Raw genomic sequence first — 12976 nt, 5'->3', positions numbered from 1 at the left:
TTTAAAGTCTTTAAGTATAAGTGCAACTAAGGCTCAGCCGGCGCCCAAAGGCTTTGGTTTTGCCAAGTTTTTTCTAACATAATCAGAATTTATAAATTTCTAATTTGGAAACTGTCTAGCGCAAGCAGCCTACGAGCTCGGTCACTTCAGTCAAGCAACTAACTTCAATTACCTCTTGAAATTCTTCGTTGATTAGCTTCATGCAGCTTTGCTCCTGCGGTTACTCGTCGCACGGAAAACAATTGCTCCTGCGGTTACTCGTCGCACAAAACACTGCTTCGAGGAAGCTTACTACGAAGCAGTACTTGAAGACGCAGAAGCACGTAAGCAGCCAAAGAGCGGCTTCTGTCAAAGGCCGCCCCAGTGAAGCTACTGCTTGGATTACTTCGAAGCTGCTTTGCTCCTGCGATTACTCGTCGTACGGAAAACAATTGCTCTTGAGCAAACGGAGTGGCACAGGAGCAGCTGCTCGTGACCAAGGCGCTTGCGCTTTTCTTGCTATAAAAAAGTTACAAAGCATTCGTAAATCATAATCTGAAAATAGATGGGAATGTTATGAATGTTTAGGAGGTGATGACAGTGGCAAGAACACCAAGACCAACAAGAGGAAACAAGGACCCACAAGTAATGGGAGAGAGAAGTGTTAATCCAATGGGAGTTTCACCAGACCATGAATTTTCTACTGAACCTTTAAGTAAAGAAGCAGTGGTAGCCAAAAAGAAAAATACGAAGTAACAAGAAGTATGAAAGTCTGGCTCAATCAACTTTTCGGAAGATTTGAGCCAGACTTTAAATGGTATTAATATTTAACTTTAAAGGATTTATGTGGCTTTTTTACAGTTATATCATTAAATTGTAGATTTTCAACTTTGATAAAACGATTTCCTTTTCTTAAGTTAAAAATAAACTTTTCAAGTTGGTGTTCATCACCAACTGCTTCAATTTCAACACCACCATCATCCATATTCTTTACCCATCCTGTAATTTCATTTTCTAAGGCTAATTGCAACGCAAAGTAACGAAATCCAACGCCTTGTACTTTACCATGGACTATTATTGATAAACTTTTCAATATTCTCATCCTCCTTTGCCGCTTTTGATTATTGTAATAAAATCCTCACTTCTAATCAAAATTTAATATGTAAAAAAATAACTAAACTAGTATAATAAAGTGGAGATTACTAGAACTTTGGAGGATTATTATTATGTTTCGAACAATTATATGGTTTATTTATTTTTGGTATTATTTAATTATTACGTACCCATCCCTTTTAAAGGTAAAAAAATTACAAAAAGCCGGACAAACTGAACAAATGAACGAACTTGTGTTTAAAATCTCAAGTAATTGGGCGAAGAAACTTGTGAGATTAAGTGGATCGACTATTCGTGTCAATGGAAAAGGGAATTTACCTGAGAAAAATTCATTTGTCATTGTAAGTAACCATCAAGGGAATTTCGATATTCCTATTTTATTAGGATTTCTTGAGCGCCCATTAGGTTTTATTTCAAAGGTTGAAGTGAAAAAGATGCCAATCATTAGGGATTGGATGTTTTATATGAATTGTGTTTTCATTGATCGGAAAGATCGACGTCAAGGAATTAGAGCTATAAATCAAGGTGCTGAAAATATTAAAAATGGATCGAATATTGTAATTTTTCCTGAAGGGACAAGAAGTAAAGGGATAAAGAAAAATCCATTTAAATCTGGTAGTTTTAAATTAGCACAAAAAGCAGAAGCTTCGATTGTTCCTGTAGCCATTAACGGTTCTTTCAAAATTATGGAGAAAAATGGTTTTATTATTAAACCAGCTGATGTAACAGTAACGATATTACCGGAAATACAACCGAAAGATTACATGAATAAAGATTTAAAGGAGTTCGCATCAGAAGTTGAACAATTAATTTTTAAGACGTTAGAAAAATAATAAATAATTATTTTTTAGTTGAGTGAATTTCATAATTACCTAAATGGAGCTACATAAAATTAACGAAATGCTCTTTATCCAACAACAGTTAGTATCATAGAAGCGAAAAATACAATTATGAAATTCATTGTTCCTAATATTATTGAAAGAAAGGAGCTGACAATTGTCAGCCCCTTTTATTTGCTTTGGGAATACTCCATATGTTTTTGTTCTAGTTTTGTCTCAATTTTTTTTAAAGCTTCTGGATCACTTAATAACTGCTTTTTATTTTCTTCTACAAGTTCTTCAAATGTTTTACTGAAGATTTTCCTCATCAACATCTTCCTTTTTAAGTAGTTTATTTATTACTTTGATTATAACGTTTTCTAGATATGAAAACGCTTTATTTTGTTACAATTTTTCGAATTATCTGTATCTTATCTGCCGAAGATAAATTAATTTAAGCTTGTTATAGTAAAGATGGTGGTTTTTGCAGTTGAAATAAATTTTATGAATTGAACCCAGAGATAGAATAACTTTTATCAGTGAAAACGGATGATTAGTTATGCCTGTGTTATTAAGTTAAACTAACATCAGTGGGGATGAAGGAAACCTCACTGATTGAGTACAGCTTTATGTGGTTCATTTTTGGTAATAATGGAATGCACTCATTAACGAAAAATATTTATTCACCTAATTTTTAAAGTTACATAATGTATATAAAAGTGTATTTAACCATCTAAGTTCTAAAAAAATTAGGAGCAAGCAAAGAAGCAAATGGAGTGTGAAATATGTATTATCAAAATTATTTTCTTAGGGGTACTACTTCTCAGGATATTTCAATATTACTTACATTAATTATTGAAGTTGTAAGACATGAAGCGATTACTGAACTAACATTTGATTACCTGAAAGTTATTGCACAAGATCAAAGAGACGAGAAGTTATTACAATCAATGTTAGAAGATGAACGGGAACATTTTAATGAGTTAAAAAAGATCTACTTTTCATTAACGGGGAAAAAGGCTGAAGGTGATCCTCCACAATTTGAGATACCAGAGTCATATATTGCCGGAATTGAGGGCTTATATTTTCAGAAATTAGAGATTTTGTCAATTTATAAGAAAATGAGGAACTTATCTCCGTACGTATATATTCGCGAACTAGTTGCAGACTTCATTCATGATGAATTAAGGCATTTAACCATGTTAAACCATATCTTAATAAATAATTGCTTAAAGGACAGAACTTTTGCTTTATATCCATCACCAATATATCAACATGATTTGTTTTCATAATAATAACGAGAAAAACTCATTTTTAACTAGTTGCTTTGATAGTGGTTTATTTCGTTTTGTAATTTCTTGTCGAAAATTAGCTAGTTATCAACAAATGCTATATATAATTACCCACAGTAAATATTACAGTATAGGTGGATAAGTAATAAGTTATTCACACTATACACATGTATATCCACAGAGTTATCCCCAAAACTGACACTTATCCTCAGGTCTTTTGGTTACATTATTTCACATAATGTTCAGAAATGTAAACGTTTAATGGGCCATCGGTTATTTACAAAACCGATTTAATTTATTAGAATATTCACATAAATAAAATTTTTCTAGAAAAACAATATGTTGCTTAATCACAGCAAAAGTAGGGGGACATCTTATGACAGTGACAGTTGATGTAAAAGTGCTTGAAGAAATGGAAAAACAAATTCAGCGATTAAGTAAAGAGTTAAACGAGCTGAAAAAGCCTAAAAACAATGGCTTTGAGAAATTAGATACAGATGTATTTCTTACAGAAGCATATAACTAAAAATAGATAATGCAAAGCTTAACATTTGTTAAGCTTTTTTTACTTAATCAGAATTTATCCCACACTTAAGGGGCAAGTAAGACCCCCACTGACTGAAGTTCAGCTTTATAAATTTCTAACTTGGAAACTGTCTGGCGCAGGCAGCCTACGAGCTCGGTCACTTCAGTCAAGCAACTGACTTCAATTACCTCTTGAAATCCTTCGTTGATTAGCTTCATGCAGCTTTGCTTCGAGGAAGCTTACTACGAAGCAGTACTTGAAGACGCAGAAGTACGTAAGAAGCCAAAGAGCGGCTTCTGTCAAAGGCCTTCCAGTGCCTATCGCTCGTGACCAAAGCGACTTGCGCTTTCAATTGATTTTTCGAGCTTATAATCAACTATAATGAAAATCTGGTATAATATGTGATTCGTTACGAAAATTGAAGTGCTTTAATAATTTTTTTGAAAACCTTTTACTCTAATCTTTAATTATTGTTAAAATATAACTATTAGTTAAAAAGGATTGGAGGAGAAGGTAGTGGATGAAGATAAGAAGAAACAATTAGTTCGTACTATGATTATAGGTGGTATTGTTGGCTCGATAGTAATGGCAACTAAATCTAAAAAGAATGTATGTAGTTGTTTAAAAACATGTACCAAAAAAACATCAACATTTATTAATTTCATTAATGAAAATCGAAGTGAAATCCTAGATCATATAAAAAATACGAGCAATAAATTAACCAAAGCAATTGATGATACTAACCATGATATTAAGGCTATAACTGAAAATATTAAACACTTAAGAAACAGTTCGTTACAAGTTGTAACTGCCGTTAAAGAAACAAAAGGAGAGTTAATGAGTTTGTACGAGGATTGTAATCAAAATCAAAAACCCAAGTCCAATATTACAACTGAAAATTTAGAAGAAAAAAAAGATGTATGATTTTTTTTATTTTGCACAATATAATATCGAAGAGGGCAACAGCCCTTTTCAATAAAACCAAATACACAACTAAAATTCAATAAAGATGTAGGAAAGTGAAGTGTTTTTTGAAGCTTCATCTCAAGAGAGGTGTGATAAGCGTTGAACAGAGTAGTTGAAGTTCAAAAGTAATTATGCCTACTAGAAAGAGGTGTTACCGGCAGATAAAAACCGCTACGACCCTAAAAGCATCAATTTTGAGTAGTTAGTTAAGTGTATGATGGTTTAAGAAGGTAATCACATTACGTGGTTGCCTTCTTTTTTATTGTTGTTAAAATTTCACGGTAAAAAAAGTTGTGTTTGTATTTTTTTACATATGTTTTGCAATTTAATTATTGCTATGCTAATATTATATTGATCTAAAGCAAGCGCTTTAGTAATTTAAACATACATGTGCAAGACATGGTATTTTAGGAGGCAATTTAATATGCAAAACGGTAAAGTAAAATGGTTTAACGCTGAAAAAGGTTTCGGTTTCATCGAAGTTGAAGGTGGAAACGATGTATTTGTTCACTTCTCTGCTATTCAAGATGAAGGCTTCAAGACTTTAGAAGAAGGTCAAGAAGTTTCTTTTGAAATCGTTGAAGGTAACCGTGGCCCTCAAGCTGCTAACGTAACTAAACGATAATTATAATAATTTATTTCAGCCTTCACAAATTTCATTGTGAAGGCTGTTTTTAAGTTATAGATAGCCTCTAAACAGTGAAAAAAGATGACGAAAGATCTTAGAATGTATACAATGAAAAAGAATGATCTACATGATGAAGGAAGTGAAAAAGTATGAAATTTCTTATGAAAGAACATGGATTTGAAACTGAGGTAGAATATGGGAATTTACAAGTGTGTGGCGATGAAAAATACGGTTTTCGACCTTATCAACTATTAGTTTCAGCGATTGCTGTTTGTAGTGGTGGAGTGCTAAGAAAAATTCTAGAAAAAAAACGGGTTTCTTTTTCTGATATTACAGTTACAACAAAAGTTGAAAGAAACGAAAAGAAAGCAGATAGAATTGAAAAAATTCATATGCACTTTGTTATAACTGGTTCGGATATATCCGAGGAAGTTATTGAAAAATGTTTAATGGTTACTAGAAAAAACTGTTCAATGGTTCAATCAGTAATTGATAGCATCGAAATTACAGAATCATTTGAAATTGTTCCTAATGAAAAATGATAAATGTTGTGGTAAGTAGAAAAAGCTGCTTGGAAGGCAGCTTTTTCTATATTCTAAAAAATCAGTTGCTTACTTTTCTTACATAATTGTTTTTTCGTGATTACCTTGAACGAGTTCAACATGTTCGGGTGTGATTTGGAGTAAACAGTACTCAGGATCGTCTGGCCCGTTTAACCATGGCACTAATTGTTCATCCCAGTATTTCTTTTTTAATTCTTTGTCATCGACAATCGTTGCCCTACCTTGAAGTTCTATATATTGAGTTTTATTTTCATCGTATCCTAAGAGGACATTAACGTTTGGATTATTTTTAATTTCCTCAACTTTATGTGTTTCTTTATTTGTCACTGAATAAAGTTGTTGTTCATCATGAAAAAACATCATATATCTAGCATAGGGTTTGTTTTCTTGCATGGTTGAAAGAACTCCTACATGATTTTGATCGATAATATTAATGGCTTCTTGTTTTAGTGTGTCTTGGTTCATTTTTAAAACTCCCTTCTGATATTCACCTTAATTTTTGTTCAAAATTTATTTTCATTCACTTTTAAAAGAAAAAATTTTTTGAATAGAACGAGTATACTAGGTATGTGGCTACTTTAGATCTTCGTTATTTGGTTGATCTCCACCCTTTTCCTTAACTTCAATGAATAGTTCGTTAACTTCAAGTTTTGGCTCGGTAAATAAAGGTGGTGGGATTTGGTCACCTGGTAATTTACTGTGAAGATAATTAATTAAGATTTGAAGATCTTGTTTTGTAGCCGCTTGAGTATGTTCTTTTAACACAAATCCTATCTGTCCACTTGGTTCAATTGTAGCAAATTGAACATCAGAAAATCTTTTCACGTTTACCTGTCTAAGTCTAACTTCTAATTGGTCAACAGTTAAACGTAATTTTTTTAAGTTATGCTCTAAAATTGTTCCGTTATCAATTATTAATATTGCTTTTCCGGTAATGAAATTTTCAAATTTATTATATTTTGTTTGGATATACTCTAACATAATTAATACTAGGACAAGTAAAAGAGCAATGAGAAAGGTGATCCAAATATTCCTATCGCTAACAGGTTGTATCATAAGATTTCCGATTGAAATCATGATTACGGTTTGTGATACTGTTAACTGAGAAATTGATTTTCTACCAGCTATACGTAAAATTATTGAACCTGCCAATACAATTAGGATGGCTTTCCAAACCCAATGGAAATCCAAAGTGATCACCTACTTTTAAATAAATTTGTACTTTTTTACCTTTTAGTAAGTTTTTGTTAATGCTTTAAAATTATTCTGAGTTAAATCTATTTTTTATAAGGAGAATGTAAATGAGTTTAACGATAAAAAGGTTTATTAGTTTTATGTTTGGGTTATTTATTTTATCGCTAGGAGTGAGTTTTACTATTCTATCAAGACTGGGTGCTGGTGCATGGGATGCTTTGTCGGTAGGTTTAGCACAATTAACCGGTTTTACCGTAGGGACATGGGTGATCTTAATTGGAGTGATTTTAATTTTTGTAAATGCAATAATTTTAATGAAAAAACCCGATCTTTTATCAATTGTTACTGCGCTTATTTTAGGCTATTTTATTGATTTATGGTTATTGTTTGTTTTTCCAAATTTCATTCCAACAACTGTATTGATTCAAGTTGTTGTATTAGGTTTAGGTGTTACATTAATGGGATGTGGAATTGCCACTTATTTACAAGCGGAGTTTACGATTGTACCAATTGATGGCTTCATGGTAGCAATACAAAAACGTTTTAATGTGAACCTTATGACAGGTAAAACAATTGGAGAAGTCACGGCATTAATTTTTGCTTTTATTGCTGGTGGGCCCATTGGAGTAGGGACAATCGTAGTTACTTTATCTATCGGTCCGATGGTACAGTTATTTTTTCCTTATGTAGAACGAATCGTATACGGGTACCATTAAAAAAGAATGGATAAAATTTTATACCTTCGAAGAAAATAACGGTAAATGAATTTACTGTTTATTTTAGGAGGATAATTTATGAGAAAATTATTAATGATAATTACTGTTTTTAGTATATTATTAGCTCAGCCATTTTCAGCTTTGGCAGAAGGGGAAAACGAAGACCAAGAAGGAGTTAGTATCCCTAACTACGTATTAAATATTTCCAAAGAAAATACGTATCCTAATCCAACTCAAGACCTACCTCAATTACATCCAAGTGAAATGGCTCAAGAATTACTGGATACATCAACCGTATTAATTGAAAATCCAGAGTTGATAAAAATTTTAAATGAATCTTCTATAAAAGGTAATAAGCTGGCTCTTACGCTTAATGCATCCATTTACTTAGGGCAATGGCCACTCGCGTATGAGTCTAATGAAACTAGTGTTAATTGGGAATATCAAAAAGTGAATACGAACTATCATGATAATCGTGGTTCAAATGCTGCAAAGAAAATTCATTATAGTCAAGAGCAACAAAAAAAGGTAACAGGTGGCTTAACGGCACAAATACCTAACAGTGATGAAGTACAAAAAATGATGATGATCAAAGCTGCGGAAAATACAGGACTACCTTTAGCGTTATCGACGGTTATCGGCCACGGGACAAAGAAGGAACAAATTTATAACATTCCTGTAAAACAAGTGGGTTATTTATCAGCCTATGTGCCAGCAGCTAGCGAGAAAGGTAAAGTAACTTACGGTGAAGTTTATTTAATTATTAAAGGTGGAAAAAAACGAATTGAAGTAAAAAATGTGACGCAACAAGGAATTGGGGCATGGATACCTGTTCAAGATCACATTGCATTAAAGTTTTATTCAGCTAATCAACCAAGATAATGTAAATGACCTGGCTCAATTTTGAGTCAGGTCATTTGGTAAGGTGAGAAAGGTATTCTTATTCTGCTTCTGCATTTCCTAAAAAGGCGAGGAAGTATAGATATCTAACTCTAAACGCCTTGTCTGCTAGAAAGCTGCCCTCATCTCATATGCAGAGGATTCGATAACTCATTTTATTGTTTATCTTAGAACAATTTTAGATTTTTGTTTAGTAAAATCAATGTCTTTGTAATACGTATCTTTTACAAGTGGATTAGGACCTAAACATTGAACTTCTTTACAGTGACAAGAGATACTTTTTGCAAAATCTGTTTTTATCCACCCTTCATATGCATTTTGCAAGGAAGTATTTGTTATATTACCTAGCGAAGGGATATCACCAAAGTCAGTAACGATAATATCACCATTGAAAATATTAATATTAAGTCGAGTACGACCATCAGGATCGTTACGAACGGTCACGTTCTCTGCGTTATAAAGCTGTTCTAATAGTGCTAAGTCATCTTTGTTTGAACTACAAGCGTAAAATGGTAAAGTACCAAATAACATCCAAACATCTTTATTACGGTACGCTAAAAGGCGACGTATACCGTTTTTAAGTTCTTCGGTAGTCGCTACCTCTAAAGTACTAGCAAAATCACTGGGGTACATCGGATGAATCTCGTGACGCTTACAGCCCATTTCGATGATTTGATTATGAATACTTTCTAGATGAGGTAAAGTACGCTTATTTATCATCGTTTCAGCGGAGACCAGAACCCCTTCTTTTGATAAAGCTTTAGTATTTTCAATCATACGCGTAAAATACTGAGCTCGCTGTTCATAGGATGGTTTTTTTTCCATCATCGCAAAACCGGTCTCTACGAAATCGTCTACACTACTATAATTATGAGATATATGAAGGACATCTAGATAAGAAATAATTTTTTCGTAACGACTTAATTCCAATGTTAAATTAGAGTTGATTTGTGTTCTTACCCCTCTTTCATGAGCATATTTCAGGAGAGGCACAACATAATTATCGACGGACTTATTTGAGAGCATGGGTTCACCGCCCGTAATACTTAAAGAACGTAAGTGTGGAATCTCTTCAAGACGCTGAATTAATAAATCTAATGGAAGGGGATCAGGATCCTTTGTTTGTAATGTATAGCCGACCGCACAATGTTCACAACGCATGTTACATAATGTTGTTGTTGTAAATTCAATATTCGTTAAGCGTAATTCGTTAAACTCTTCAATTTCTAAATAAGCTTCCCACGGATCGTAGGAAGTTGTTATAGTTTTCATCTTTTCCACCGAAAACTCCCTTTCTATAACTATTCTATTTTAACATTTTACAACATAATTAAGTTAAATAAGTAGGTTAAATAAAAATATCATACTATAAACGCTTTAAAAACTGTTTTTAGGGAACAATTTTAAAGTATAACAATTTTAAAATAATACAATTAGAAACCTTTGTTTTCAATTCAAAAAAATATATACTACATATGTAAAGAAATGAAAGGGGTAGTTATAATTTGAGCAAATCAATTTACGATCAAAAGGAACAACTTAATTTTTTATATGGAAAAATGGAGCTCTTAATGACGATGTTAGATTCTATGGATCCAGAAGAAACTGGAGTAGAGGAAATCGATCGGATTATTGAAATGTTAGATGAGATAGAGAATAAATGTAAAAAATTTAGAAATGAATTAAAACCATAATAATGTTATGATTATGTTAATCTTAAACATAAAATGAAAAGCTGATGTGCCGTTGGGTACACAGTTTTTTAATTTGATTATATTTGTTAGAGCGCATAAGAAGTGTATAAATTAGTTATAGAAAATAAAAAGGGAGAGGTAACTATTGATTTTATATTTAATAAGGCATGGTCAGTCTGTTGCTAATGAAAGTGGAATACTACAAGGGTGTAAAGAATTTCCATTATCTGACCTTGGGTATAAACAAGCGGAGTTATTGGGACAATTTTTTGCTTCTAAAGCTATGGACTATATTTATTCCAGTGATTTAATACGTGCTTTTGATACAGCTCAATCAATAAGTCATCACCATCCTATTGAGGTTAAAAAGTGGGAGAAAATAAGAGAAGTTGGTTTAGGACCACTTGAAGGTAAAACAAGAAAAGAACTACAACTACAGTTCCCTGAATTGAAAGATATACCATCTATACTAACAACGGGAATAGAAGGAACCGAAACTGTTGAAGAAATCACTAGTCGATGTAAGTATGTTGTAGAACAACTATTATTAGGCCATAGAGGAGATAAAGTCGTTCTAGTATCACATGGGGGATTCATTAGTATTTTCTTAATGTATTTAATGTTTGGTGAGAACTGGAATGATATACATCGTCCGTTTATAATTGGCAATACTGGTGTTTCGAAAATAGAATTTACTGATAGTAACAAACCAATCTTTCATTATATTAATAACGATGCTCACTTAGTAAGTGGGAACGTGCCAAATGAGAGTATTTTATATTAATAGAAAATAAGTGGACAAAAGTTTAAGGTATGTCCACTTATTTTTGGGTTTTACAAAAAAAGTATCGCTTACGTATCATTTTGGAATTTTTTTAACAAATCATAACTGTTGCGTTATATAATATTTAATGGTTGATAAAAGCTTTAAGGAACCGTTCATTAGTGAAAAGTAGTGTAATAAGGCTCACCTAAAACATGAAGGTAGTTAGTTTTCTATTGAAAGGGGAAAAGGAATTGAAAAAATTTAGAGAAAGCATGTACACGCTTATTGTTGAAACATCTACCAATCTACCAAATGATGTAAGACGAGCAATTGTAAAGGCAAAAGAGCAAGAAAATGCGGGAACAACAGCTGCATTAGCTCTCGGGACAATTTCAAAAAACATCAGTATGGCCGATTATAATGTATCTCCAATATGTCAAGATACAGGCATGCCAACTTTTGAAATTAAGGTTCCTGTTGGAGCCAATCAGATTGAGATGAAGAAAGCAATCCATGAAGCGATTGACAAAGCAACAAAGAATGGGAAGCTTCGTCCTAATTCAGTAGATTCGCTTACTGGGGAAAATAGTGGAAATAACTTAGGTCCTGGTACACCGATCATTCATTTTGAACAGTGGGAAAAAGATGAAATCGACGTTCGCCTTATTTTAAAAGGTGGCGGCTGTGAAAATAAAAATATTCAATATAGTTTACCGGCTGAAATTGAAGGACTAGGTAGAGCTGGGCGAGACCTAGATGGAATTAGAAAATGTATTCTTCACTCTGTTTACCAAGCTCAAGGGCAAGGCTGTAGTGCAGGCTTTATTGGTGTAGGAATTGGTGGTGATCGAATTTCAAGTTATTCTTTAGCTAAGGAGCAGCTTTTTCGTTCGGTTGATGACGTAAATGTAAACGAAAATCTACGGAAGCTAGAGGAGTACGTGATGGAGCATGCCAATCAATTAGGTATAGGAACTATGGGCTTTGGTGGTGAAGCAACATTACTTGGCTGTAAAATTGGAGCTCTTAATCGATTGCCTGCAAGTTTCTTTGTATCTATCGCTTATAATTGTTGGGCATTTCGCCGTTTAGGTGTAACGCTTGATTCTACAACTGGTGAAATTAAAGAGTGGCAATATAAGGATGGAGATAAAATAGACTTCTCACAAGATAAGAGTGAGGTGACTACTCAAGGAAAGAAAGGCCGCGAAGTTGTGTTACAAGCTCCGGTAACAGAAGAACAAATTCGAGACCTTAAGGTTGGGGACGTGGTCATTCTGAATGGGACGATTCATACAGGGCGCGATGCAATCCATCATCATTTAGTGGAACATGATGCTCCGATTGACTTAAACGGGCAAGTAATCTACCACTGTGGTCCCGTTATGTTAAAGGATGAAAATGGGGAGTGGCACGTAAAAGCGGCTGGGCCGACAACGAGTATACGTGAAGAGCCTTATCAAGGGGATGTTATGAAAAAATTCGGAATTCGTGCAGTAATTGGTAAAGGTGGCATGGGTCCGAAGACATTAAAGGCTTTACAAGAACATGGTGGTGTTTACTTAAATGCAATTGGTGGTGCTGCTCAATATTACGCTGACTGTATTAAAAAAGTTGAAGGTGTTGATCTTCTCGAGTTCGGCATACCAGAGGCGATGTGGCATTTACGAGTAGAAGGCTTTGCAGCCATTGTAACAATGGATTCGCATGGAAATAGTCTACATGCAGATGTAGATAAAACGTCTTTAGAAAAGCTTTCACAATTTAAGGAAAAAGTATTTAAGTAAAAGTTATGTTGACTCAAAATTAGTGGGTTGCTAA

At 33.4% G+C, this 12976-nt stretch carries 17 protein-coding genes; 12 read left to right on the top strand and 5 right to left on the bottom strand.

Annotated features, from left to right (window positions below):
* The first annotated feature begins 579 nt into the window (after positions 1-579).
* Complete coding sequence (locus tag BKP45_RS21925) at positions 580-735, top strand: small, acid-soluble spore protein L (protein WP_245747353.1); 156 nt, start codon at positions 580-582, stop codon at positions 733-735.
* 64 nt (positions 736-799) lie between these two features.
* Here the strand turns inward: BKP45_RS21925 and BKP45_RS00600 are convergent, their stop codons facing one another.
* The gene (locus BKP45_RS00600) at positions 800-1072 is read right to left on the bottom strand and encodes an acylphosphatase (protein ID WP_245747352.1); all 273 of its coding nucleotides are present in this window, start codon (positions 1070-1072) and stop codon (positions 800-802) included.
* Positions 1073-1205: 133 nt separating this feature from the next.
* On the opposite strand from BKP45_RS00600, the gene BKP45_RS00595 reads away from it, so the two are divergent.
* Positions 1206-1925 (top strand): lysophospholipid acyltransferase family protein, encoded by a 720-nt coding sequence (locus tag BKP45_RS00595; protein WP_071387934.1) that lies wholly within the window; start codon positions 1206-1208, stop codon positions 1923-1925.
* 176 nt (positions 1926-2101) lie between these two features.
* Here the strand turns inward: BKP45_RS00595 and BKP45_RS00590 are convergent, their stop codons facing one another.
* Positions 2102-2239, bottom strand: coding sequence for an FbpB family small basic protein (locus BKP45_RS00590; RefSeq protein ID WP_071387933.1), 138 nt, complete (start codon positions 2237-2239; stop codon positions 2102-2104).
* A 456-nt stretch (positions 2240-2695) separates the two neighbouring features.
* On the opposite strand from BKP45_RS00590, the gene BKP45_RS00585 reads away from it, so the two are divergent.
* From BKP45_RS00585 to BKP45_RS00570, 5 genes are all read left to right on the top strand, one after another.
* A complete protein-coding gene (locus tag BKP45_RS00585; protein WP_071387932.1) occupies positions 2696-3202 on the top strand; it encodes a ferritin-like domain-containing protein in 507 nt (168 codons plus the stop codon).
* 376 nt (positions 3203-3578) lie between these two features.
* Entirely contained in the window at positions 3579-3728 is a 150-nt protein-coding gene (locus tag BKP45_RS21920; RefSeq protein WP_139193707.1) for a hemagglutinin, read from the top strand.
* 516 nt (positions 3729-4244) lie between these two features.
* On the top strand, positions 4245-4652 hold the full coding sequence (locus BKP45_RS00580; RefSeq protein ID WP_071387931.1) for a hypothetical protein: 408 nt from the start codon (positions 4245-4247) through the stop codon (positions 4650-4652).
* 466 nt (positions 4653-5118) lie between these two features.
* Positions 5119-5319, top strand: coding sequence for a cold-shock protein CspD (cspD, locus tag BKP45_RS00575; protein WP_071387930.1), 201 nt, complete (start codon positions 5119-5121; stop codon positions 5317-5319).
* A gap of 152 nt (positions 5320-5471) precedes the next feature.
* The gene (locus BKP45_RS00570) at positions 5472-5864 is read left to right on the top strand and encodes an OsmC family protein (protein WP_071387929.1); all 393 of its coding nucleotides are present in this window, start codon (positions 5472-5474) and stop codon (positions 5862-5864) included.
* A gap of 78 nt (positions 5865-5942) precedes the next feature.
* Here the strand turns inward: BKP45_RS00570 and BKP45_RS00565 are convergent, their stop codons facing one another.
* Together BKP45_RS00565 and BKP45_RS00560 are read right to left on the bottom strand one after the other, a co-directional pair.
* Entirely contained in the window at positions 5943-6350 is a 408-nt protein-coding gene (locus BKP45_RS00565) for a pyridoxamine 5'-phosphate oxidase family protein (RefSeq protein WP_071387928.1), read from the bottom strand.
* Between the two features lie 108 nt (positions 6351-6458).
* Complete coding sequence (locus BKP45_RS00560) at positions 6459-7085, bottom strand: DUF421 domain-containing protein (protein ID WP_407639567.1); 627 nt, start codon at positions 7083-7085, stop codon at positions 6459-6461.
* 101 nt (positions 7086-7186) lie between these two features.
* Here BKP45_RS00560 and BKP45_RS00555 point away from each other — a divergent pair, with 101 nt between their 5' ends.
* A complete protein-coding gene (locus BKP45_RS00555; RefSeq protein ID WP_071387926.1) occupies positions 7187-7795 on the top strand; it encodes a YczE/YyaS/YitT family protein in 609 nt (202 codons plus the stop codon).
* Between the two features lie 78 nt (positions 7796-7873).
* Positions 7874-8677, top strand: coding sequence for a YfkD famly protein (locus BKP45_RS00550; RefSeq protein ID WP_071387925.1), 804 nt, complete (start codon positions 7874-7876; stop codon positions 8675-8677).
* A 180-nt stretch (positions 8678-8857) separates the two neighbouring features.
* Here BKP45_RS00550 and yfkAB read toward each other — a convergent pair whose 3' ends face one another.
* Positions 8858-9967, bottom strand: coding sequence for a radical SAM/CxCxxxxC motif protein YfkAB (gene yfkAB / locus BKP45_RS00545; RefSeq protein WP_071388993.1), 1110 nt, complete (start codon positions 9965-9967; stop codon positions 8858-8860).
* A gap of 233 nt (positions 9968-10200) precedes the next feature.
* Between yfkAB and BKP45_RS00540 the strand changes: the two genes are divergently transcribed.
* The 3 genes from BKP45_RS00540 to BKP45_RS00530 all read left to right on the top strand — a co-directional run bounded on the left by BKP45_RS00540 (position 10201) and on the right by BKP45_RS00530 (position 12942).
* The gene (locus BKP45_RS00540) at positions 10201-10389 is read left to right on the top strand and encodes an SE1561 family protein (protein WP_071387924.1); all 189 of its coding nucleotides are present in this window, start codon (positions 10201-10203) and stop codon (positions 10387-10389) included.
* Positions 10390-10534: 145 nt separating this feature from the next.
* Positions 10535-11173: a histidine phosphatase family protein gene (locus BKP45_RS00535; RefSeq protein WP_071387923.1), complete on the top strand. Its 639-nt coding sequence runs from the start codon at positions 10535-10537 to the stop codon at positions 11171-11173.
* 254 nt (positions 11174-11427) lie between these two features.
* A complete protein-coding gene (locus tag BKP45_RS00530; protein WP_407639577.1) occupies positions 11428-12942 on the top strand; it encodes a fumarate hydratase in 1515 nt (504 codons plus the stop codon).
* Positions 12943-12976: the final 34 nt, after the last annotated feature.

This window comes from Anaerobacillus alkalidiazotrophicus, assembly GCF_001866055.1.
This window is presented reverse-complemented; position numbering and strand designations above follow the sequence as displayed.